This is a genomic window from Limosilactobacillus rudii (assembly GCF_014145455.1).
Lineage (GTDB): Bacteria > Bacillota > Bacilli > Lactobacillales > Lactobacillaceae > Limosilactobacillus > Limosilactobacillus rudii.
In genome coordinates this window covers 17,833-39,960 of the sequence record NZ_JACIVB010000043.1, presented here as the reverse complement: position 1 = coordinate 39,960, position 22,128 = coordinate 17,833, and the positions used below count along the sequence as shown (strand labels likewise).

Annotated in this window: 24 protein-coding genes; 7 read left to right on the top strand and 17 right to left on the bottom strand. The window is 39.6% G+C overall.

All coding sequences use genetic code 11. The annotated features are described in order from the left end of the window. Positions 1–40 precede the first annotated feature (40 nt). From H5S39_RS03295 to H5S39_RS03285, 3 genes are read right to left on the bottom strand one after another with little or no spacing between them, the layout of a single operon-like run. Positions 41–817 carry an ABC transporter ATP-binding protein gene (locus H5S39_RS03295; protein ID WP_182596933.1) on the bottom strand — a complete coding sequence of 259 codons (777 nt, stop codon included), beginning with the start codon at positions 815–817 and terminating at the stop codon, positions 41–43. Next, positions 814–1,779 carry a FecCD family ABC transporter permease gene (locus tag H5S39_RS03290; protein WP_375139108.1) on the bottom strand — a complete coding sequence of 322 codons (966 nt, stop codon included), beginning with the start codon at positions 1,777–1,779 and terminating at the stop codon, positions 814–816. The genes H5S39_RS03295 and H5S39_RS03290 overlap by 4 nt, the downstream gene beginning before the upstream one ends. A 5-nt stretch (positions 1,780–1,784) precedes the next feature. Continuing rightward, the gene (locus tag H5S39_RS03285) at positions 1,785–2,249 is read right to left on the bottom strand and encodes a flavodoxin family protein (RefSeq protein ID WP_182596934.1); all 465 of its coding nucleotides are present in this window, start codon (positions 2,247–2,249) and stop codon (positions 1,785–1,787) included. 127 nt (positions 2,250–2,376) lie between these two features. Here H5S39_RS03285 and H5S39_RS03280 point away from each other — a divergent pair, with 127 nt between their 5' ends. From H5S39_RS03280 to H5S39_RS03270, 3 genes are read left to right on the top strand one after another with little or no spacing between them, the layout of a single operon-like run. Further along, positions 2,377–2,778 carry a molybdenum cofactor biosynthesis protein MoaE gene (locus H5S39_RS03280; protein ID WP_182596973.1) on the top strand — a complete coding sequence of 134 codons (402 nt, stop codon included), beginning with the start codon at positions 2,377–2,379 and terminating at the stop codon, positions 2,776–2,778. Further along, positions 2,766–3,023 (top strand): MoaD/ThiS family protein, encoded by a 258-nt coding sequence (locus H5S39_RS03275; protein WP_182596935.1) that lies wholly within the window; start codon positions 2,766–2,768, stop codon positions 3,021–3,023. The genes H5S39_RS03280 and H5S39_RS03275 overlap by 13 nt, the downstream gene beginning before the upstream one ends. 45 nt (positions 3,024–3,068) lie before the next feature. Continuing rightward, positions 3,069–4,262, top strand: a complete 1,194-nt coding sequence (locus tag H5S39_RS03270; RefSeq protein ID WP_182596936.1) for a nitrate/nitrite transporter — start codon at positions 3,069–3,071, stop codon at positions 4,260–4,262. Positions 4,263–4,310: 48 nt separating this feature from the next. On the opposite strand, the gene H5S39_RS03265 is transcribed toward H5S39_RS03270, so the two are convergent. The 13 genes from H5S39_RS03265 to H5S39_RS03205 all read right to left on the bottom strand — a co-directional run bounded on the left by H5S39_RS03265 (position 4,311) and on the right by H5S39_RS03205 (position 14,453). Next, positions 4,311–5,651: a DUF438 domain-containing protein gene (locus H5S39_RS03265; RefSeq protein ID WP_182596974.1), complete on the bottom strand. Its 1,341-nt coding sequence runs from the start codon at positions 5,649–5,651 to the stop codon at positions 4,311–4,313. Beyond that, on the bottom strand, positions 5,641–5,877 hold the full coding sequence (locus H5S39_RS03260) for a DUF1858 domain-containing protein (protein WP_182596937.1): 237 nt from the start codon (positions 5,875–5,877) through the stop codon (positions 5,641–5,643). The genes H5S39_RS03265 and H5S39_RS03260 overlap by 11 nt, the downstream gene beginning before the upstream one ends. A 1-nt stretch (position 5,878) precedes the next feature. Continuing rightward, a complete protein-coding gene (locus H5S39_RS03255) occupies positions 5,879–6,196 on the bottom strand; it encodes a metal-sulfur cluster assembly factor (RefSeq protein ID WP_182596938.1) in 318 nt (105 codons plus the stop codon). Positions 6,197–6,307: 111 nt separating this feature from the next. Next, positions 6,308–7,213: a polyprenyl synthetase gene (locus H5S39_RS03250; protein ID WP_220477043.1), complete on the bottom strand. Its 906-nt coding sequence runs from the start codon at positions 7,211–7,213 to the stop codon at positions 6,308–6,310. After that, positions 7,213–8,181 carry a hypothetical protein gene (locus tag H5S39_RS03245; protein ID WP_182596939.1) on the bottom strand — a complete coding sequence of 323 codons (969 nt, stop codon included), beginning with the start codon at positions 8,179–8,181 and terminating at the stop codon, positions 7,213–7,215. Before H5S39_RS03245 ends, H5S39_RS03250 begins: the two co-directional genes overlap by 1 nt. A 4-nt stretch (positions 8,182–8,185) precedes the next feature. After that, complete coding sequence (locus H5S39_RS03240) at positions 8,186–8,455, bottom strand: hypothetical protein (RefSeq protein ID WP_182596940.1); 270 nt, start codon at positions 8,453–8,455, stop codon at positions 8,186–8,188. Positions 8,456–8,552: 97 nt separating this feature from the next. Continuing rightward, on the bottom strand, positions 8,553–9,206 hold the full coding sequence (locus H5S39_RS03235; protein WP_182596941.1) for a response regulator: 654 nt from the start codon (positions 9,204–9,206) through the stop codon (positions 8,553–8,555). 1 nt (position 9,207) lies between these two features. After that, a complete protein-coding gene (locus tag H5S39_RS03230; RefSeq protein WP_182596942.1) occupies positions 9,208–10,248 on the bottom strand; it encodes a sensor histidine kinase in 1,041 nt (346 codons plus the stop codon). 177 nt (positions 10,249–10,425) lie between these two features. Next, positions 10,426–11,271 carry a molybdenum cofactor guanylyltransferase gene (locus H5S39_RS03225; RefSeq protein ID WP_182596943.1) on the bottom strand — a complete coding sequence of 282 codons (846 nt, stop codon included), beginning with the start codon at positions 11,269–11,271 and terminating at the stop codon, positions 10,426–10,428. Beyond that, the gene (mobB, locus tag H5S39_RS03220) at positions 11,268–11,750 is read right to left on the bottom strand and encodes a molybdopterin-guanine dinucleotide biosynthesis protein B (RefSeq protein WP_182596944.1); all 483 of its coding nucleotides are present in this window, start codon (positions 11,748–11,750) and stop codon (positions 11,268–11,270) included. Before mobB ends, H5S39_RS03225 begins: the two co-directional genes overlap by 4 nt. After that, a complete protein-coding gene (locus H5S39_RS03215) occupies positions 11,729–12,949 on the bottom strand; it encodes a molybdopterin molybdotransferase MoeA (protein WP_182596945.1) in 1,221 nt (406 codons plus the stop codon). The genes mobB and H5S39_RS03215 overlap by 22 nt, the downstream gene beginning before the upstream one ends. After that, complete coding sequence (locus H5S39_RS03210; protein ID WP_182596946.1) at positions 12,939–13,436, bottom strand: MogA/MoaB family molybdenum cofactor biosynthesis protein; 498 nt, start codon at positions 13,434–13,436, stop codon at positions 12,939–12,941. The genes H5S39_RS03215 and H5S39_RS03210 overlap by 11 nt, the downstream gene beginning before the upstream one ends. A 3-nt stretch (positions 13,437–13,439) precedes the next feature. After that, the gene (locus H5S39_RS03205) at positions 13,440–14,453 is read right to left on the bottom strand and encodes a HesA/MoeB/ThiF family protein (protein WP_182596947.1); all 1,014 of its coding nucleotides are present in this window, start codon (positions 14,451–14,453) and stop codon (positions 13,440–13,442) included. A 144-nt stretch (positions 14,454–14,597) separates the two neighbouring features. Between H5S39_RS03205 and H5S39_RS03200 the strand changes: the two genes are divergently transcribed. The 4 genes from H5S39_RS03200 to narI are packed head-to-tail and all read left to right on the top strand — an operon-like array spanning position 14,598 to position 21,077. After that, the gene (locus H5S39_RS03200) at positions 14,598–18,263 is read left to right on the top strand and encodes a nitrate reductase subunit alpha (RefSeq protein ID WP_182596948.1); all 3,666 of its coding nucleotides are present in this window, start codon (positions 14,598–14,600) and stop codon (positions 18,261–18,263) included. Further along, on the top strand, positions 18,253–19,812 hold the full coding sequence (narH, locus tag H5S39_RS03195) for a nitrate reductase subunit beta (protein WP_182596949.1): 1,560 nt from the start codon (positions 18,253–18,255) through the stop codon (positions 19,810–19,812). The genes H5S39_RS03200 and narH overlap by 11 nt, the downstream gene beginning before the upstream one ends. Beyond that, complete coding sequence (narJ, locus tag H5S39_RS03190) at positions 19,805–20,383, top strand: nitrate reductase molybdenum cofactor assembly chaperone (RefSeq protein WP_182596950.1); 579 nt, start codon at positions 19,805–19,807, stop codon at positions 20,381–20,383. Before narH ends, narJ begins: the two co-directional genes overlap by 8 nt. Then, positions 20,376–21,077 carry a respiratory nitrate reductase subunit gamma gene (gene narI / locus H5S39_RS03185; protein WP_182596951.1) on the top strand — a complete coding sequence of 234 codons (702 nt, stop codon included), beginning with the start codon at positions 20,376–20,378 and terminating at the stop codon, positions 21,075–21,077. The genes narJ and narI overlap by 8 nt, the downstream gene beginning before the upstream one ends. A 56-nt stretch (positions 21,078–21,133) precedes the next feature. On the opposite strand, the gene H5S39_RS03180 is transcribed toward narI, so the two are convergent. Further along, entirely contained in the window at positions 21,134–22,024 is an 891-nt protein-coding gene (locus tag H5S39_RS03180) for a DMT family transporter (protein WP_182596952.1), read from the bottom strand. Between the last annotated feature and the right edge of the window lie 104 nt (positions 22,025–22,128).

Genomic DNA, 22,128 nt, shown 5'->3' with positions numbered 1-22,128 from the left:
AATCGGGGATGAGATCCGTAGTTAGGCTCATTCCCGATTTTTAAATTAAAATTTGACATGTATAGCGATGGAGTTCTGGTAAATAAGTGAGGTTTAACGGGATTTTATATAATTCTTCTAGCCTTTCTTTAGTAATTAAATCATCCGTGCTTCCGGTCGTTAATGTACCGCTAGTTGACAAAAGACCGATCTTAGTATTGAGCATTAGGGCGTGATCTGGCAGGTGGGTGGTGAGAAGGATGGCAATGTGTTTATTAGCAAGCCTTTTGATTAATTTAAGCAATTCATACTGCCGGCTAATATCAAGGGCAGCCATTGGTTCATCGAGAATTAGTAATTTAGGTTCTTGAAGAAGGGACTTAATAATGGCAATTAATTGTTGTTGACCACCACTAAGGGAGCTAAATGATCGATTCTTTAATGTATTCAAGTTAAATTCTGTCAAATACTGCTCAGCAATCTCGTGATCTTTTTTTGTTGGCATCTGCAGGAGTGATAGATAGGGGGTACGGCCAGTAAGAAGGTAGTCCATTACCGTTATTCCAGAATTAATGTGGTAGTTTTGGGGAACAATGGCCACCTGCCGGGCAAGTTGACGATGGGTAAAATCAGAGATGTTTTGGCCGTTAAGACTAATTTCTCCCTTCGTTGGTGTTAGTAATCCACAAAGACATTGTAGAAGGGTGGATTTACCGACGCCGTTTGGCCCTAAAATTGTAAAGACTTCACCTGCTTCAAGTGATAAGTTAACATCGTGAAAAACGGTTGATGATTTGTGGTAAGAGAAGCTCAGGTTAGTAACAGTTAGTAATGTCAATTTAAGCGGACCTTCTTTTTGATCAAAATGTAGATAAATAATGGAGCACCGATAAAGCCGGTGAGGATACTAAGTGGAATTTCACCAGCTGATAGTGACCGGGCAAGGGTATCAACAATCAACAAGAATAATGCCCCGACAAGACCAGCAATAGGAAGAGTCCGGCGAGTATTATCACCGACGAGTAAACGCGAAATATGGGGAATGACTAAACCAACCCACCCAATATTTCCACTTAGGCATACTGTTGCTGCTGTAAGGAGGGTACTTGCGCCGATAATCAGAAGCCGTTCGAATGCAACATTAATGCCAATGGTTTGGGCGTTTTGATCGCCAAGTGAGAGAATTGTTAAGTGCCAGCGGAAAAAGATTAGGATAACCGCACCAATGGCTAGCATTGGGAAGACGGCGATAATACTGGAAATATCCACCTTTGCTAAACTTCCCAGTTGCCAGTAAACGATGCTTTGCAATTGTGAATCAGGATCTGCAATATATTTTAGTAGTCCAATCAATGCCTGCATAAAACCAGAAACAACAATTCCCGCAAGGACTATGATGAGAGTTCCACGTTGGTGAATAATTCGCGCAATTAAGAGTGTTGCGCTAACCGCAATAATGCCACAGATAAAGGCGAATAACTGGGTAAACCAAATTCCTAGTCCTAAGAGGATTGCGCTGGCTGCTCCAACTGCAGCACCGTAAGAAACGCCAAGGATGTCTGGTGACACGAGCAGATTATGAAAGACACTTTGAAATGCACAACCTGACATGGCTAATCCTGCCCCAATTAATACCGCCGCAATAATTCGGGGGAGACGGATGTTATAGATAATGTTAGCCGTTGCTGGGTTACTATGGGGACTAAATAATGCATGAACGATTTCGGTAGGCGGTATATAGATCCGGCCACACGAAAGTGCAATAAAAAAGGCAACAATGATAAGAATAAGCGTGCTTATTAATGTTACATGGTAGTGTTGATTGGTAATGTTAATCCCTTCTTTTGGTAATAATTATTAATAATTTTATTAACGCGCTTTTGAACCAGTTTAGCTTCGTCATAGTCAACTTTTAACGGGTGCGTAATCGACGATGCTCCTGCTGCGGCAAGTTTTTCAGCAAATATAGAAACGGCATTGGCGAATTTGCGTGGTCCAAAGTGCTTATCACCAACTCCTACGATTAAATAATCGGATCCTGTTAAGCAACATTTGGTAAGGTAGTGATAAAAAGCTTCTTCGTTAGTTGTCAATTGCCCTTCACCGTATGTACAAGGACACATGATTATTAGGTCATAATTTGCTAAGTTAACGGGCGTAAAATTATCCATTGAAATAAGTGTACTATCAGGCAGAATTTTATCATGGATAAATTGACTCATTTCAAGGTTATGTCCATAAATTGTTGAATATATAATTATAACATTCATTTTGAAATTCCTTTCATCTAAAAATAGTATAGCAACCATCAATGAAAGCGATTATTAGGGATTTAACTAATTCTAAAAGAAGTTAATTTTTGTCATAATGATTAGTGTTAAAGGCGGGTGATTATTGTTGTATTATTTACGAATAAGCGATACCCCCATTGATGTTAATGAAATGTATCAAAAGCTTGTTGATCCGCAGTATGGTGGCATTGATATGTTTGTGGGAACAATTCGCCAATGGACAGGGAATGTTGAAACCACTAAGATTGAGTATTCTGCATACCAGCCAATGGCAGAAAAACAACTTGAAAAGATTGCTGCCCCGATTGAAGCGCAGGGTGGCCGTGTAGTTGTCGCTCATCGGACAGGTTCGCTAGCATTAACTGACATCGCAGTTTTTGTTGGTGTTGCTGCTCCTCACCGTGCTGAAGCATTTAAATGGTGTCGATTTGTTATTGATACATTAAAACATGAAGTACCGATTTGGAAGAAAGAATACGATACGGATAAGGTCAGGTGGGGAAATTGACAGAAGTTACAATTAAGCTTTTCGCATTTTTACAAGATCGGTTAGGACCGACTGTACAAATTGAAGTACCGACTCCAGTTAAAGTAGCGGTATTGTTCGATAAGGTAAGTCAGCTTGATCCGCAGCTTTCGGCAACGCTTGCAAATTCGCGGTTAGCAGTTAACCAAGAGTTTGTTGATAGCGATGAAGTTAGCTTAACAGCAAGTGACGAGATTGCGATTATTCCGCCGGTTAGTGGTGGTTAAGCTGTTTTAGGTTACAATTGAATATAAAAGGAGGAGGACTTGATTATGTCAAGTGTTAATGATGTTGCCCATGGTAGCAGGAAAAATGCTTATACGGCACTGACCCTTGCAACATTGGCAATGATTGTATGTTTTATGTCGTGGTCAAACTTCGCGCCTCTCGCATCACAGGTAGCGCAGATGTTTAATTTGAGTGTTTCCGAACGGACATTGCTATTAGCGACCCCTGTATTGCTTGGTTCGATTATGCGAATTCCGGTGGGGATTCTAAGTGACCGCTATGGTGGAAAGAAAGTTTACCTAATTTTAATGGTATTTATTCTTATCCCATTGATTATGATTCCACATGTTCATTCATTTGGAATGCTATTATTTGCAGCATTACTAGTCGGAATGTCAGGAACTTCTTTCGCCGTTGGTGTTTCCTATGCATCCGTATGGTTTCCGCCTGAACAACAGGGATTGGCACTAGGAATTGTTTCTATGGGTAACATGGGTAATGCCGTTGCTGCAATGACTCTGCCATATATTTCAAAGGCAGCTGGATTTGATAGCGTCTACTATTTCTTGATTATCTTAACAATTGTCGTCGGTATATTATTTGCTATTTTTTGTAAGGAAATGCCAGTAGATAAGAGTAAGACAATTAAGGGTGCCTTGTCCGTTGCAAAGGATAGTGGGACTTGGTACTTATCCTTATTCTACTTCCTGACATTCGGATTATTCGTTGCATTTACAAATCTAACGCCAACATTTCTAACTGGAATGTTCCATTACACCCCTGTAATAGCTGGGCTATATTCCGCTTTGTTTGCCTTTGTTTGTACACTGGTGCGGCCATTAGGTGGTTATATTGCTGACCGTAAGCGGCCAATGGCATTGTTACAATGGGTATTCATTGCTATTGTTATCTTCGCAATTTGGATCATGGCTAGTTTCCACAATGAGTATATGTTTATTGCTGGAATTGTATTGGTTGGTCTTTCTGCCGGTATTGGTAACGGGGTTGTCTTCAAGATGGTGCCGTACGTATCGAAAGGAAATACTGGAGCAGTTACCGGTTTTGTTGGTGCTGTCGGTGGTCTGGGTGGATTCTTCCCACCATTGATTATTGGATATATTTTCCAGTGGACTGGTAGTTACGAATTGGGAATCGCGCTTCTAGCATTGACCGGTGTTATTTGCTGGTTTGCTCTTTGGAAGCACTACATTCATGGTGATGTTCACATCGTTAAATAAAAAATAAATCTCCTAGGTTTTCAAAATGGGCACCTAGGAGATTTATTTTTATAGCCGTTTTTCACCAGTTAGGCTACGAATATGGGTAGCATCTTGACTGACTTCCAGGCAACCAAGATATTGTCCATCGGGATCATGAAGGGCAAAATATTCAATATGGATGAATCGTTCACCGTGAAGATCAATCCAAAATTCAGCATGATTACTTTTACCGGAATGGAAGTTGTGTAAAATTTGCTGTACCTTGTCAACACTCTTTGGTGGATGACAGTTGACAACAGCCCGACCAATTACAGACTTGGTACGAGGAAAGATGCGGTGTTGATTATCGGAAAACCACCGAACATGGTCAGTATGATCAACGAAGGTTAGGTCAACAGGCAAGGTCTGAAAGATTGCAATTAGTTGCTTTATTTCAAGGTTACCGGTACCGAGATCTAATAGTTTTTTAGGAAAAGTAGCCTCGTTAGTTGCTTGAAGGTCCTTTTGATGAGGAGTGGGAACTTGCTGCGGATTATCATTAACCTGTGCATCATCCTTTGCTAATTGTTGGGCAAATTGATTTAATTCACGAGCAATTTTAGAATTACGAGGTTTATCCTTTGCTTCTTCGATTTCCGCTTTAGTTGGCGACCAGGGAAGGGGAGTTGGAATTAAGGTATAACCGATTTCATCTTCATCGTCACGAACCGTTTTCCAGTCTTGTGGGGTTGCGACCTCATCAAGCATCGGTAGCATAATATCTTCTTCCTTAAAAATCATTTCAAGGACTTCCTTAGCTGCTTTTTCAATTGCAGCTTCAATCTGATACTTATCGGGAAGGGGCTCCTGATGAACTAATTGGTATGCCTGATCAATCCATTGGCGGATATTGTCATCAACACCCCACATTACCTTTGGCGGCGCAGTAATCCCATACTTATCCATTAAGGGGAAGATAGTATTTTCTTTGCGAGCATAATGCTTGTCGATAGTCTTAAGGTCACTAAGGGCTTGTTGCATTCGCTTGAGGTAGTTCGGATTAGTTCCATCCTGTTGCCACTTTTTTTCGACTGGAAGAAGTTCGTCATTAATTAATGATGAAATAATCTTATTTTCCAGTTTAAGTGTATTAACAGGGTGTCCTGGCTTTTCAAAGGCTGGTGTTTGCTGATTATTAGTAATTGCTCCTTTAAAGACAGCAGCATGAACGTTACATAAGTTTTGAATTTCTATTGGGTTGAGACCGTTAGCAATCAACTCACGTTCAGCGGCCGTTATTTCAGCAACATCAACATTACTAAATTGGTCATTAAACATCTTTTTTGCTTCTTCAAAGTCGCCACCTTGGTGAAGAAATGTTAGTATCTTGGTAATTGCACGTTGTCGCTGACGGGCATTAGTTGTCATCATTAATCACCTCAAAGCCATGCTGAATAAAAGTATTACGAACTCTTTGCTTATCAATTCCCATTGCCCGGCATCCCTTGTTGAGGTTAACAATCCGGCCGACGGATTCAAGCATTCCTGGAATCTTAATTTTGGTAAAACCTAGTTCTATCATCAACGGGACGAAATTGTCGTACTTATCTGCTAATTGTTTAATTGGTAAGTTAAAGTCAATTACCTTGCCCATATTAAACACCTCCAACGCCAAGAGCGATCTTTGCATATTGAGACATCTTGTTCATTGTCCAAACCGGGTACCAGACAAGTTTTATTTCAACATCGGTAATACCTTGGACAGCACTAACTTGTTTTTGAATATCCTGATTTAAAACATCAGAAAGCGGACAGCCGGGGGTAGTAAGGGTCATATTAATTTGGCAGTGACCGTTGTCATCAACTTCAACTCCATAGATAAGACCAAGGTTAACAATATCAATACCAAGCTCGGGGTCAATTACGTTTTCAAGGGCCGCAGTAACCTTGCTAACGATTTCGCTATTTTCCATTGCAAGTAACTCTCCTTACGCTTTTAATTATTTTAATTATATCATCAATATTCCAAAAATATATAAAAACAAGCAAGAAAAAAGGCCAAGTAATCGTAGGCCCTTTATTATTTATAATTTATCAATTAATTGCAGTAATTCATCCTGTGTTCGCCCAGTTGGTAACACCTTAATGTCTAATTTTAGTTGGGAGATAATGTCGGTGATCATCTCGTTAACATCTTCAATGTGTTCTAGTGATAAATGGTAAGCCTGTTTGAATTGATCAAGCGATGGACGGTGCTTTTGATTGAAAAAGTTAGTAAACCATTCACTATTTGATTGTTGAGCAAAAAGCAAGGCAAGAGGATAGTGACCGGCCGTGATTATTTTATTAAAATAGTCTTGACTTTTTTTGACAGCATTGCGTTCAGCAATAATGTAATGAACAGTGCCTAGTGCTTGGCCAATTTGTCCTGCTAAAGAAACGACTTCGCCACCAACGCCAGTTAGAGCAGAGCTTTGTTTAGCACTCATGGCTGCAAGTAGACCGTCACGTGCCTTAATATCGGCCAGGTAATTAGCAACCCGGAAACGTTGATTATAATTAAACTGGAGACGTTGGATCTGAGCCAGCATGATATCGCCAGCATCAACTGTAAGTTCTTCAATAACTTGTGGCGGATTGCCGATCGTGTTGAGCATTCGTGTGAATTGTCCCATCAAGTAGTTAGCCAGGTATGAATATGCCTTTTGCTTGGCTAATTCATTTGGCGATACGGCTGCCGGCTGAAAAAAAGGTGGATTTGATTGAACCGCGAGAGCAAGCAATTCTGGTAACTGTGCCGCCGTAATTTGGTCGATAATAAGGTCCCTTGAACTTAGGTGACTAAAAATATCAAAAATTGTAAGCCGCCATTGTCTATTGTCTTGATTAGTATTTAAATCGACCATTCCCTTAACCATCGGTGGGAACTGGTTAATAATTGTTCCAAGGGCGTCCGTTAAACGTTCATCAGGGGTTATTTCCACATTCATCAATCCTTAAACTTATTTATTTCGGCAACAATCTGCTCAGCAACGGGGATAAAAATATCGGAAAAGTATTCATTGAAATCAACTTTCTTTTGTTGCTTTTCCACTAATTCTTGCGCACGATGGAAAGCATCATTACGCATATTAACAATTAAGTTTTCTCGTTGGTGATTAAGTCGTTTTCTTAGCTTTGAATTCTCATTACTATTATAGAAGTAATAGTAGATTTCGTAGAATGTATTATCAAGTACCCAGAAAAGAGTACTACGACGGACATTATCACTAATCATTTCAGAAAAACTATTTTTACCAAGTAATTCGTGATTTGCAAACGATCCAGCAGAAAGGACGATTGCTTGAACTTCATGCATGTTTGCCATGTATTCACTAAATTGTTCAACTTCGGCAGTATCGACTGTAAATCCTAATTTTTCTTCTCGTTCAGCAGCGCTCATTTTTGAAAAGGTAGTATAGTACTCTTTTTGGACATCATTTTTATCAGCAATTAAGTCTTTCACAATTGCTGATAAAATAGCAAAATTATCATTTAAAAAGTCCTTTACTGTTTGCCAAATATTCTCAATTTGGGTATTGAAATCAGCAAAGAGCTTTTGGGTTGAGCAGACCGTTTTCTTAACCACTTTGCCATCTTCGGTATGTGGAGAATATTGAATAATCAACGGAATCTCGTCACTATGCCAGTCAAGGCCATGGATTTCTCGTTGCTTCTTTTCATACTCCTTTAATTCATTAAGGTCAAGAAGCCCAAGTGGCATAATGTTTATCTCGCTGTTTGTCATCATTATTTGCAGTGAAAAGGGGGTACTAGCATCTTGATTCATTACGAGTGATTTAAGAGTATCAAATAATTTTTTACGATTAGCAAGATTATTGTCAGGGTCGGCATAAAACCCAGCAGTATAAATTGACTTGTTTTCGTATTGACGGTTAAGTTTGTCTTGTGCGTCCATTAACTTATTCCTTTCCTTGGGTATTAATTAATTCGGTTAGTTTTTGTTGACCGCTTTCAGTTAACGTTGCGTTCTTTAGGTCCATTTCAGCTAATGAACTGCTAAAGGTTTCGTCCAGAATAGCACCATCGATATAATGCTGATTAACAGCGTGCTTAACGGTTATAAATAAGTTAGATGCTGGATTAATTTGGCGACTATTTACAAACCGCTTACGGGCAATATCACTGAGAATTTCACGAAGTTCATCATCGCGACTTAGGTTAGTAGCCATAATAAAATCTCCTTTAATAATAGCGTTTTCTTTATTTTAATTAATTTAAGTAATAAATAAAATCAGGAATTCCTCTTAAAACGAAATTCCTGACAATTTAAAAATCGATTAGGTGGTGGTGAATAGCATATTGAACTAATTCAACCCGTCCATGAAGGTGTAATTTCCGCGATATGTTTGCCTTATGTGCTTCAACCGTTTTAGTCGAAATAAACATCTTTTGTGAAATTTCCTTGTTTGAATAACCAAGAGCAATCAGAGGGAATACTTCCTTTTCACGCTTAGAAAGTGTACTGTAGCCTTCCAAATTTAAGCTGTTCCCGGATTCATTAATCTTTTTAATATCTGCCTTGCTAACAATAATATTTTTATCAAGATATTTTTCTTTATTTGCGACGTGCTGGAGAGCCGTAAGAATTTCAGAATCTGGTGAACTTTTTAAGATATACGACATTGCGCCGTTTGCCATTGCTTTATTGATATACTCTTGTTCCTCGTGCATTGAGAGAATTATGATACGGACATGAGGAAACTTGTCATGGATTCGTTTAGTAGTAATAAGACCGTTTTCGCCCGGCGGCATACTAAGGTCCATGATTAGGATATCAACACCACCTTGTTCGACCCGCATGTAGGTATCGGTTCCGCTAGCAGTCCCGCCGACGACCTTAAAATTAGGTTGGAGGTCAACAAGGTATGAAATTCCGGAGCGAACAATTGCGTGATCATCTGCCACTAAAACACTATACATATTAATTCACCATATCCTTATTTACATCATTATAGGGGAAACGGACTTGTACGGAGGTTCCAGCATTAATTTTAGACTTAATCGAAAAAGCACCGTTAAACCCCTTTACGCGCTCGTTCATATTCATTAGACCAAGTGAATGTCCGTTAAATTCTTTGTTTTTACTGGTATCAAAGCCTTTACCATTATCGAGTACTTCTAATTGAAAGTAATTATTATGCTTAGTGATAATGATATTGATTTCAGAGGGGGCGGCGTGCTTAATCGCATTATTAATTGATTCCTGACTAATTCGGTATAGGACATTCTGAATATTAGCTGGAAGTTTAACCTCTGAAACCGAGGAAATAACGTTAATCTTGATGCCAGTACTTGCTTGAGTTCGTTTAGCCAAAGCCTTAATTGCAGGAATAAGGCCAAAATTATCTAAAACAGATGGACGGATATCTAAAGCCATTCTTTTAATTTCACCAAGGGTAGCACGCAACTGGTCTTCTAGATTTTGTCCTAACTGTTGAACTTCCTGTTCAGTAAGATTACTTTGCTTGCTAAGACGATTGATTCCCATTATTGCGGAATAGATCCCCTGAGCGACACTATCATGAAGGTCTTGCGAGATTTTTTGTCGTTCCTTTTCGTGGGCCTCGTTGATATATTGGTTAAGCGTTCGCTGTTGTTCGACTTGTGAGATACGCCCTTGGTGTTCGCGGTTTTCAATCGTGATCGAAAATATATCTTGCTGCCGATTTAAAGGTTTGTAAATGAGTGAATAGTGGGCAGGGGTAGAATTAGCATGAAAGATAATTGGAACGGTTACGTCAGTCATTTTAGATTTAATTGCACAGTTGGCACAATCATCACCTTTTTGCTGTTCCCATGCATTTTTGCTAACTTGAAGAAGATAATCAGGGTTAACCCTGAATAAACTTATTAATCGTTGAGCTGGGCGGTTACTAATTAATAATTCATCATTTTTAAAAAGTAAAATAGCATTCGGTGCTTGATTAAAGTATTCCCGAATCCATTCCGCTGTCTCTAACAATTTAAATCCCTCCAAATAGCAATCAACTTTGATAAATAAAATTATACGATAATTATTCCTATTTTATATAATAAACCTATTTAAAGAATAGTGCAATGAAGGAACGGGACTAGTAAGCGTAATTGAGAACAAAACGGCTGGTGAGAAATTGTATTTTCTCCCAGCCGTTTTAGCGAATTAAGGATGCCGTGGTAAGCCCATTGATGGGCCCTGAAAGTACTCCTGAGCATTAAAGTCAAATTTAGGATCTTGAAATTCTTTATAGTGATTAAAGTCGTTTTTGATTTGTTGAATTTGATCATCAAGCTGTTCAAGCTCTGCGTCTCGTTCAAGTGAACTCATTTGTTGGCTAACATCCTGTTCACGATTTTCAAGCATTGTTCTACGAAGAGCAAGATCATTTAAAACTAGTGCAATCAATTTTTGGAAATCGGGGGCGGTCATTGAATCTTTATTTTTCATATTAATACCTCGTTGATAGTTTAGATTTTGAAGTTCAGGACTTTCTTCACAATAAATTGGCTGGCAGCGGCATCTTTTTAGTATAAAGTCACGTAAACGCCAGTTATCATTTTTTAGCCAATTGATAATGCTATGATAACTCGTCGAAAAATGAGCGAGTGAGTAATGATCATGATTCTCTGTTGCAAGAAATGAATTGGGAACCTGAACAAGTCTTTTAATAGTATTTGTTTTGATATAAGGATAATCTACAGCCAGCGTAATATACTCTTGTGTTGTTGAAGAATGTAGCTTTGTCCCAGCAACAATAGCGGATAAGGGACCGTGGTGATCAAAAAGAGCGATATCGGTGACAATATTCGTACGAGGATAATTAGTTATTAATCGTTTAATTGGTACTTTATTATCCTCATTAGCACAAATTATGATTTCGTCACAGAAAAGTAGCAGCTTTTTGGTTGCCAGTTGAATATTACTTAATGGAAGATTGGCACAACGAAATGTTGCCTTATCACAACCGAAACGGCTTGATTTTCCACCAGCAAAAATCAGGCCAATCATAATTGCTCCTCCAAATACTTTTGACACCACTCAACAATATCGGTGATCCCGTGTAGTTTTGCTAAGGGGTTATTAAAGATAGTGCCAATTTGGCAAATTAGTGGTGAGCAATTAAACTCAGCAGGTGTTTCACCAGGATTTAGTAATAGTAATTTGGGATAGTCTTGACATCCTTTATGTCCTTCAATCAAGACAAAGTCATTATCTATTGCTAAAAAATTCACGAATTTTGTAAGCGGCGGTAAATTTCCATGCTGGTGGAAGAAAAAATCATTGTTAGATTGAAGAATTACTTGCTGGGCTCCTGCATCTGACATTCGAGCACTATCTGTGTGGGAAATATCCATTGCAGCCTTGTGAGCATCATGTTTGATCGCAGCGACTCGGTAACCACGGGAGGTTAATTGCTGAATTAGTTTGGTAGTAACTAATGTTTTACCACTTTTTTTATGCCCAATTATTTGAAAGGTAATAGCCATGCGTCTGTCTCCGTTCCAACTGCCATTGGGGTTGTACTATGCGGGATAAGGGCAAGACAAGTTGTAGTTTGGAGGTTAGCTAATGAACCAGAGCGGTTAATGCCGTTTGGATAAACAGCGAATTTCCCATTACTAAACTTGTAAGTGCAACGAAGATATCGGTCAAAGCCATTTGTCTTATTATATGGCGCGGCAAGTGTTGCACGAACCTGCTTGATCCGGCTAGGCTGGTGCTGATAACGACGGATTAATGGTTCCATATAGAGATAGAAACCAGTGAAGCAGGCGCCAGGATTACCTGAGAGCGCCATTACAAAGGTATTATTTTGAATAAAGGCTGTTGTTACGCTTCCTGGTCGTTGCTTAATCTTGTTAAATAAGAGGGTATCAGCTTTTCTAGCTTCATCCCCGATGTAATCAAAATCACCAACGGATACACCACCGTCAGTAATAACAATATCATGAGTCGCCATTTGTTCTTCTAATGTCTGCTTAATAACTGCAGGTTCATCGGGAAGTTGGGTTTCGAAATCAACAATTCCACCAGCTTCTTCCACCAAGTTTTTAAGCATAATCCCGTTACTATTAAAGATCTTCCCCGGCGCAATTTGGTCGGTCGGACTTAATAATTCAGTTCCTGTTGCAATAATTGCAATTCGCGGTTTTTTATATACCTTCACCTCATGGACCCCAAAAGCAGTCAGTACCGCTAGTCCTCCCGGATTAAGTTCGCAGTTTTTATTAAGAATAATATCGCCCTTTGTTACATCGGTGCCTGCTTCGGTAATATTAGTCTTACTTTCTGTTGTAACAATCATTACTTTGGAATCTTCGCCATTAACCGGACGAGTCTTCTCGATTCTAATAACTTTTCCTGCATCATCGGGAACGTAGGCACCAGTCATAATTCGCACTGCTTCTCCAGTATGTAAGGGTTTATCCCATGTTGCACCAGCTTGGATTTCACCAAGGACCGTGAACTCTTTAGGGAAATCATGGTCGTCGCTTGCTAAAATTGCATAACCATCCATTCCGGCACGACGGAAATGAGGGTAATCATAACTAGCGTGAATATCTTCAGCTAAGACCCGGTGATTAGCCGCTGCTAAGGGGATGGTTTCTGTTTCGTGTTTAAGGGGGATGGCATTAATTTTCTCTTTGGCTTCTGCAACAGAAATAGGTGTTCTTCTAGTGAGCATGGTGGTGAACTTCCTTTCGTTTAGTACTGCTTTCAAATAATAAATGTCCATATTCGGGAATAATTAGCTTTGTTAACGCTGTCTGACAGGCATTCTTTGATCCTGGCAAACAATAAGTGAGCTGGTAACGGTAATTAAAACCGGCTAATGCCTGGGAGGCTAACGCCCGTGTTCCGATTTCTTCAAATGAGATTTGGCGAAAAGCCTCACCAAAACCAGAAATTGTCTTTAATAATAGTGGCCGAATTGCCTGGATTGTAACGTCACGACGGGCAATACCAGTTCCGCCATTAGTGATTATTATATCTGGCCCTTGCTGTTCCAATTGAAGGTAGGCTGTCTGAATATCCACAATGTCATCAGGAACAATGACACGTTTAATCACCATTAAGTCATTCTGTTTGGCGAGTGCGGTAATTAATTTCCCGGATTCATCTGTTTCTAATGACCGGCTATCGCTAATCGTTAAAATTGCAAGCTTTTTCATATACTATGCTTCTTTCAGTAATTTAGTTATTAATAATAATTGCCTTTGTGCAGCTGCAACATCTGGCAGATCATACATAATAATCTTACCATTTTTAAAAATACTGACTGGTAAATCCCTCCATTTAAAATGAATAAATAACCGGTTAGCGCTTAATAGGCAATCTTTTTGCCGAAGAAATTGCTGGAGTTTTTGCATGTTCGGTTCTTCATCGATGACCGTATAGTAAGCATTTTCGCCGCAGAGCATTTGCAAATTACTTTTTTCTTCTTCTAGCTTAAAATGTGGTTGAGCCACCTGACATGATGGACATGTGGAAGCTTTTTTTATTTGAAATTTATTAAACTGCATTGACCAGTTATCGACAGTAATTAGTTCATGAAAATTGACTTCTGTTTTGTTGATGAGATAACGCAGAGCTAGTGAGACTTGCAGGCTAGACACAAGAGGAACTAAAGCAGTGTTTACTCCGATTAAGTCGCAGTCAGTTTGCTTTAGTTTTTCAATATTAGGAAAAAGACAGTTGAGACAAGGACCCTTTAGTGGCGAAATTGCCATTACATTGCCATAGGTTCCCGCACAGCTAGCAAAAATATAATCAAACTTAGTTGTGAGAGCGAGCTTATTTAATAAGTCCCGTGTCCGGTAATTATCGAGGCAGTCCAGACAAAGGGTGAAAGATAATTCATCAATTATGTCTGCAGTAAGCGGAGAAGGGATGGCCGTAATCTGGCAAGCCGAGTTGATTTTTTCTAAGTGATCCTTGGCGGCCTCAACTTTTAGTCGCTGTAGTTTAGCATCTTCTTCTGTGAATAGTGTTTGTCGTTGTAGGTTAGTATAAGAAACGGTGTCTGGATCAACCAGGATTAGTTTTTTAACCCCCGCACGAACTACTTGTTCAGCAGAATAGCTACCTAGGGCGCCAACCCCAACAATAAGTATGGTAGCCTGACTAATCTTTTTTTGACCACCAATACCAATTTGGTGGACCCTTTCTTGACGATCAAAACGATTCATGTCTAATTAACACTCCATCCGAAAAAATATAGGTATTTCCCTAGTCGTAGTATAGCAGGAATAATGTTAATCTTTACATTAGGGAAAAGGCTTACTTTAATTAATTGGAAAATAGTAAGTCGAAATGAAGGAGGTCAATCAACGATGAAGTCGCGTTTCTTTAATAAAGTTGAAAAGTTTAATGGAACTTTCTCGCAACTTGAAGATAATAATCGTCGTTGGGAAAAGCTCTATCGGCGACGGTGGGCACATGATAAAGTTGTACGAACGACACACGGAGTCAATTGTACAGGGTCATGTTCTTGGAATGTATATGTAAAACAAGGAATTATTACATGGGAACATCAGGCAACTGATTATCCATCCTGTGGAGCAAATATACCTGGTTATGAACCGCGGGGTTGTCCACGGGGAGCTAGTTTTTCATGGTACGAGTATAGCCCGGTTCGAATTAAGTACCCTTATATTCGCGGTAAGTTATGGGAACTATGGATGCAAGCTAAAAAAGAACATACTAACCCAATTGAAGCATGGGGGAGTATTGTTGAAGACCCTGAAAAGACTAAGAAGTATAAGTCAGTTCGTGGACACGGTGGCCTAATTCGTGTTCACCGCTATGAAGCACTCGAAATGATTTCAGCTGCTTGCCTATACACCATTAAAAAATATGGTCCAGACAGAATTGGTGGATTTACGCCAATTCCCGCAATGTCAATGATGAGTTTTAGTGCTGGAGCCCGTTTTATCGCCTTACTTGGTGGTGAACAAATGAGTTTCTATGACTGGTATGCCGATCTACCACCGGCATCCCCTCAAGTATGGGGGGAGCAAACTGATGTACCCGAATCGGCAGAATGGTATAACAGTTCCTACATTATTATGTGGGGTTCAAATGTTCCATTGACGCGGACTCCTGATGCTCACTTTATGACTGAGGTTCGTTACAAGGGAGCTAAGATTGTTGCAGTAAGTCCGGACTATGCGGAAAATGTAAAGTTCGCTGATGATTGGCTAGCCCCGCATCCCGGAAGCGATTCAGCGGTGGCCCAAGCGATGACCTATGTTATTTTAGACGAATTCTATCAAAAACATCCGGTTAAGCGGTTTATTGATTATTCAAAGCGATTTACAGACTTGCCATTCCTGGTTGATATGACGGAAAGTGCCGCTAATAAAGGGCACTATACCCCAGGTCGTTTTATCCGAATTAGCGATTTGGTTGAGGATCGTTCAATTGTTAATCCGGTTTGGAAAACGGTTGTTTACGACCAAAATAGTCATAGGATTGTTGTTCCAAATGGGACGATGGGACAAGAATATGATAATAATGAAAAGTGGAATCTTGAGTTAAAAGACCAAGATGGAAATAAGATTGATCCTGCATTATCAGTAATGGATCAATCTGGTGAGGCCGACCAAGTTATCGTTGATTTTCCAGCATTTAGCAATGAAGGAAATGATATTGTCCAACGTCACTTGCCAGTCAAAAGAGTTAAATTTGTTGACGGCAGTGAACACCTAGTTACTAACGTTTATGACTTGATGATGGCGCAAATGGGTATTAACCGGACTGGTCATGATGAGTTAGCAGCTAAGGATGCATATGATGCAGATAGTTACTTTACGCCTGCATGGCAGGAAAGTCGTTCTGGTGTAAAGGCTAAGCAGGTTGTTCAAATTGCCCGTGAGTTTGCCCAAAACGCCGCAGAGAATGATGGACGTAGCATGGTAATCATGGGCGGTGGTGTTAACCACTGGTTTAATGCTGATATGAACTACCGGAATATTATCAACATGCTGATGTTGTGTGGTTGTGTTGGTAAGACTGGTGGTGGCTGGGCTCACTATGTAGGTCAAGAAAAACTTCGGCCACAAGAAGGGTGGGCTAATATCACCTTTGCCAATGACTGGGAAAAAGGCGGTGCACGTCAAATGCAAGGGACGACGTGGTATTACTTTGCAACTGACCAGTGGCGTTACGAGGAAATTGATAACCAGGCACAAAAATCACCTGTATGGAAGAGTAAACATTCTTACCTCCATAATGCTGATTATAACCAGCTGGCAATTCGGCTTGGCTGGTTGCCTTCATACCCACAATTTGATCGAAATCCACTATCCTTTGCTAAGGACTATGGCACAACTGACCTTAATGAAATTTCAAACCACATTGTTGATGAACTAAAAAAGGGCACGCTTCACTTTGCAGCAGAAGATCCAGATGCAAAGCAAAACCAGCCTAAGGCGTTCTTCTTGTGGCGGTCTAATCTGTTTGCATCTTCAGGTAAGGGTGCAGAATACTTTATGAAACACCTTCTTGGGGCTGAAAATGGCTTGCTAGCCAAACCTAATGACCGGGTAAAACCTGAAAACATGATTTGGCATGATAAGGGAGCTGTTGGAAAGCTTGACCTTGTTGTCGATATGGACTTCCGAATGGTTTCAACGCCGATGTATTCGGATGTTGTACTTCCAGCCGCTACTTGGTATGAAAAGAAAGATCTTTCATCGACTGACATGCACCCGTTCATTCATCCGTTTAATGATGCCATTAGTCCAATGTGGGAATCAAAGTCCGATTGGCAACAATTTAAACTATTGGCAAAGACTTTTTCTAAGATGGCTAAGGAATATATGCCAGGTACCCACTATGACCTAAAGAGTGCTCCGCTTGGTCATGACACACCTGGTGAAATTGCCCAGCCATACGGCGAAATTAAGGACTGGAAGAAGGGTGAAGTAGAACCAATTCCAGGAAAGACCATGCCATCATTAAAGCTTGTGCCACGTGACTATAGTAAGGTTTATGAAAAGTTTATTACCTTGGGACCAAATATTGTTAATAATTATCCTTATGATGTAAAAGATCAATATGATTACCTCAAGGATATGAACGGCATAGCTACGGATGGTATCGGTACTGGTTGTCCTTTACTTGATGAAGATCAAAAGGTTTGTGATGCTATCTTGCGGATGTCAACTGCTTCTAATGGTAAGCTGGCTGACCGGGCATGGGCAAAGAAGCAAGAACGAACAGGCGAAAAACTTACTGATATTGGTCGAGGACATGCTGATGATGTAATGTCATTTAACCAAATTACGGCACAACCACAGGAGGCATATCCAACGCCAATTGGCACCTCCGCTAAACATGGTGGTGCCCGGTACACACCATTCTCATTAATGACTGAGCGCAATATTCCTACTCGAACATTGACTGGTCGTCAACACTATTACATTGATCATGAAATATTCCGTGAATTTGGTGAAAGCTTGGCAACATATAAGCCATCATTACCGCCAATTGTTATGGCACCAGGGGATGTTGATGTTCCGCCAGTAGAAAACGAGATTACATTGAAATATATGACACCGCATGGTAAGTGGAATATTCACACAATGTACTATGACAATCTGGAAATGCTAACACTATTCCGTGGTGGTCCAACGATTTGGCTCAGTCCACAAGATGCCGAAAAGATTAAAATCAAAGATAATGACTGGATTGAAGTCTACAATCGTAACGGGGTTGTGACGGCACGGGCTGTAGTGTCTGTCAGAATGCCAGAAGGATCGATGTACATGTATCACGCCCAAGATAATGAAATTTATGAACCATTATCAACAATTACCGGTAATCGCGGTGGTTCGCACAACGCACCAACTCAAATTCACGTAAAGCCAACACACATGGTTGGTGGATATGGGCAGTTAAGCTATGCTTGGAATTACTACGGTCCAACTGGAAACCAGCGTGACCTCTATGCAAATGTACGAAAACTAAAGAAGGTGAACTGGAGTGAAGATTAAAGCACAAATCAGCATGGTATTAAACCTTGATAAGTGTATTGGTTGTCATACCTGTTCAGTTACCTGTAAGAATACTTGGACAAATCGTCCCGGCGCTGAATATATGTGGTTTAATAATGTTGAAACAAAGCCAGGGGTTGGTTACCCTAAGCGGTGGGAAGACGAAAACCAGTATCATGGTGGTTGGACGCTTAATTCAAAAGGTAAACTACAATTACGTGCTGGAAATAAACTAAATAAAATTGCCCTCGGGAAGATTTTTTATAATAATGATATGCCCGAAATGGATAATTACTATGAACCATGGACGTATGATTATAAGACTTTATTTGGACCAGAACAAAAACACCAACCAGTTGCACGCCCTAAGTCACAAATTACCGGTGAGAATATGGAGTTAACAACCGGTCCTAACTGGGATGATGACTTAGCAGGATCAACCGAATATGTTAAGCAGGATCCAAACATGCAGAAGATTGAAAGCGATATTAAGGACAATTTTGAACAGGCATTTATGATGTATTTACCTCGATTATGTGAACACTGTTTAAATGCACCATGTGTTGCTTCGTGTCCTTCTGGTGCAATGTATAAGCGGGATGAAGACGGGATTGTTCTTGTTGACCAAAATCGCTGTCGTGGTTGGCGTTTTTGTATGACGGGCTGTCCTTATAAGAAGGTCTACTTTAATTGGAAGACCCATAAGGCAGAAAAGTGTACCTTCTGTTATCCACGAATTGAGGAAGGGACCCCAACAGTCTGTGCCGAAACTTGTGTTGGGCGAATTCGTTACATCGGCGCGATCCTATATGATGCAGACCGCGTTGAAGAGGCAGCTTCTACGCTTGATGAAAGCAAACTATATGAGGCACAATTAGGACTTTTCCTTGACCCTAATGATCCCGAGATTATTGAACAAGCTCGTAAAGACGGTATTTCAGAAGAGATGATTGAGGCAGCGCAAAAATCACCAATTTATAAGATGGCGGTAAAAGAAAAGATTGCGTTCCCTCTTCATCCTGAATACCGGACAATGCCAATGGTTTGGTATATTCCACCTCTATCACCAGTTATGAGTTACTTTGAAGGTCGGGATTCAATTAAGGATCCTGAAATGATTTTTCCTGGTATTGATCAAATGCGGATTCCGGTTCAGTACCTTGCGAGTTTATTAACTGGTGGGAATGTTCCGGTAATCAAAAATGCATTATATAAATTAGCAATGATGCGTCTATATATGCGGGCCAAAACTAGTGGCCGTGATTTTGATACTGACAAGTTATCACGTGTTGGTCTTACTGAAGCAAGTGCAACTTCGCTTTATCGACTATTAGCAATTGCTAAGTATGAAGACCGGTTCGTCATTCCACGGAGCCAAAAAGCTGAGTTGGAAGATGCACAAACTGAACAAGGTAGTTTAGGTTACGATGAGTGTGACGGCTGTGTCCTTGCTCCACAACACCAGAGTATGTTTAAGAAGGCAGAAGCAGGAAAGTCAACTAATCAGATGTATGCTGATAGTTTCTATGGAGGTATTTGGCGTGATTGATTTTGAAAGGTTAGCTAAGTTAAAGAATACATTTGCTATTCTTTCGCGATTAATTGATTATCCAGAAAAAGATACTTTTTCAATGACATTTCGTCAACAATTAATGAAGGATAGTGCCTTATCAACTGCAACCCGAGGAGAAATTCTAAGCTTATTTGATGAAATCGCCGAATATTCCCCCGTTCAACGCGAGGAAATTTATACTCACTTATTTGAAATGAACCGGCGCTATACCTTATATATGTCATACTATAAAATGACTGATTCCCGGGAGCGGGGGTCTGTGTTGGCTAAACTAAAAATGCTTTATGAAATGTTTGGTGTTTCTGAAGCAACAAGTGAATTATCAGATTACCTACCATTATTGTTAGAATTTCTAGCGTTTGGCGAATATGATAATGATCCACGGAGAAAGGATATTCAATTGGCACTGAGCGTCATTGAAGATGGAACATATAATCTATTAAAAAATGCTGTTATCGATAACGATAATCCATATATCCAGTTAATCAGACTTACACGGACATTAGTCGGGTCCTGTATTAAGATGGAGGTGCAGGAAAATGCATAATGGCTGGTCAATTTTCTTATGGGTAATATATCCATATGTAATGCTAGCATCATTTTTTATTGGAACATTTGTAAGATTTAAATATTTTCACTGGAACATTACCGCAAAATCAAGTGAAATTTTTGAAAAGAAAATGCTGATGGTTGGAAGTATTATGTTTCACGTTGGTATTATCCTTGCATTCTTTGGGCATTGCCTAGGGATGCTTGTGCCTGAAAGTTGGACGGCTTATTTTGGGATTACTAATCATATGTATCACATGTTTGGTTCACTAATGATGGGGATTCCAGCAGGGGTATTAGCATTTGTCGGTATTGCAATTTTGACATATCGTCGGATGACCGTTGCCCGTGTATATAAGACAAGTGACTTAAATGATATTATTGTTGATTGGGCATTGTTAATTACCATTGCATTGGGGTTAACGTGTACAATTAGCGGAGCCTTTATGGAAGGATTTAACTACCGAACGACAATTAGCCCATGGGTTCGGAGCCTATTTGTTCTAAACCCACAATGGCAATTAATGACCTCTGTTCCATTAATTTATAAGATTCACGTTCTTTGTGGCTTTGCAATCTTTGGTTACTTCCCATATACTCGGTTAGTTCATGCCCTGACTTTACCATGGCAATATATTTTCCGGCGGTACATTGTTTATCGTCGACGTGTAGATACTTACGAATATCGTTAAAAAAATAAAATCGTCAAATCTAACTAAACCAATAGTTAAATTTGACGATTTTTTTGTTATCCTTGATTAGTTTTTGTAAATGTAACAATTGTACTTGCCATAATTACAAGTATCGCACCGGTAATTAAGGATGGCGTTACTTGAACCGGGAAAAAGAATGAAGAGTAGATAATAACAACAACTGGTCCAAGCGCGCGAACAATATTAGCTTTTCCAGCAGTAATGAATTTCAAACTAGTGTAAAAAAGCAATAAAGACATAAAGCCATTGAAAAATGCTCCACCAAAGTTAAAAGCAACTGCTCGTCCTGAAATATTATTGAATGAAGTACTAGTAATTAATGCATAGCAAAGCAATAATAACGCGGAGGTCAAATGGTTATAGAAGAGAACATTACTAGGCTCTGCTTCCCCAACGAGATACTTAGCAATAATATTGTTAGCAGCGTACATTAGAGGATAGATAAATGCACAAATTAGGCCGAGAACATTGTCACTAAATTGTAATCGACTACCTGAAATAAAGAACGAACCAACAATACAAAGAATAATTGCAAGATAATCCCACTTAGTAATCTTTTCTTTTAAAAACACATAAGATAGGAAGAAAACGTAAACTAAATACATCCGTGCAATTAATGTTACTGTGATTGGGCTAAGAGAAGAGAGTGCGACATACTGGAGAATAATACCAATAGCATTGGTCCCACCTAACAACCATAGCCAAGGGTTCTTGAGATTAGTAAATGATACGCGGCGATGCATAATAAAAATCGTTGTAAGAACAAAAATTGTGGCAAAGAAACTAGTAAAGATACCACCGACAACGGGACTTAAACTTACAAGTGAGAATTTATTAAGTACCGGACTAATACTACTTAACAGTAATGAAACAAGATTTAATTCAATTCCCCATAATTGCTTCTTGGGGACCGCTTTTGAACTCAACTTAGTCACCTTCCAATATAAAGAATACTTTAATCGTAAATAATTTATTGAAAGAAAGCAATTCGGAAAAGCAACTAAATTTTAGTTGACATAATATGTGAAAA

Excerpts from the sequence above, each read along its gene's own strand:
- H5S39_RS03285 (WP_182596934.1), bottom strand. The coding sequence starts at position 2,249 with ATGAATGTTATAATTATATATTCAACAATTTATGGACATAACCTTGAA.
- H5S39_RS03270 (WP_182596936.1), top strand. The coding sequence starts at position 3,069 with ATGTCAAGTGTTAATGATGTTGCCCATGGTAGCAGGAAAAATGCTTAT.
- H5S39_RS03265 (WP_182596974.1), bottom strand. The coding sequence starts at position 5,651 with ATGACAACTAATGCCCGTCAGCGACAACGTGCAATTACCAAGATACTA.
- H5S39_RS03260 (WP_182596937.1), bottom strand. The coding sequence starts at position 5,877 with ATGGGCAAGGTAATTGACTTTAACTTACCAATTAAACAATTAGCAGAT.
- H5S39_RS03255 (WP_182596938.1), bottom strand. The coding sequence starts at position 6,196 with ATGGAAAATAGCGAAATCGTTAGCAAGGTTACTGCGGCCCTTGAAAAC.
- H5S39_RS03250 (WP_220477043.1), bottom strand. The coding sequence starts at position 7,213 with ATGAATGTGGAAATAACCCCTGATGAACGTTTAACGGACGCCCTTGGA.
- H5S39_RS03245 (WP_182596939.1), bottom strand. The coding sequence starts at position 8,181 with ATGGACGCACAAGACAAACTTAACCGTCAATACGAAAACAAGTCAATT.
- H5S39_RS03240 (WP_182596940.1), bottom strand. The coding sequence starts at position 8,455 with ATGGCTACTAACCTAAGTCGCGATGATGAACTTCGTGAAATTCTCAGT.
- H5S39_RS03235 (WP_182596941.1), bottom strand. The coding sequence starts at position 9,206 with ATGTATAGTGTTTTAGTGGCAGATGATCACGCAATTGTTCGCTCCGGA.
- H5S39_RS03225 (WP_182596943.1), bottom strand. The coding sequence starts at position 11,271 with ATGATTGGCCTGATTTTTGCTGGTGGAAAATCAAGCCGTTTCGGTTGT.
- mobB (WP_182596944.1), bottom strand. The coding sequence starts at position 11,750 with ATGGCTATTACCTTTCAAATAATTGGGCATAAAAAAAGTGGTAAAACA.
- H5S39_RS03215 (WP_182596945.1), bottom strand. The coding sequence starts at position 12,949 with ATGCTCACTAGAAGAACACCTATTTCTGTTGCAGAAGCCAAAGAGAAA.
- H5S39_RS03210 (WP_182596946.1), bottom strand. The coding sequence starts at position 13,436 with ATGAAAAAGCTTGCAATTTTAACGATTAGCGATAGCCGGTCATTAGAA.
- H5S39_RS03205 (WP_182596947.1), bottom strand. The coding sequence starts at position 14,453 with ATGAATCGTTTTGATCGTCAAGAAAGGGTCCACCAAATTGGTATTGGT.
- H5S39_RS03200 (WP_182596948.1), top strand. The coding sequence starts at position 14,598 with ATGAAGTCGCGTTTCTTTAATAAAGTTGAAAAGTTTAATGGAACTTTC.
- narI (WP_182596951.1), top strand. The coding sequence starts at position 20,376 with ATGCATAATGGCTGGTCAATTTTCTTATGGGTAATATATCCATATGTA.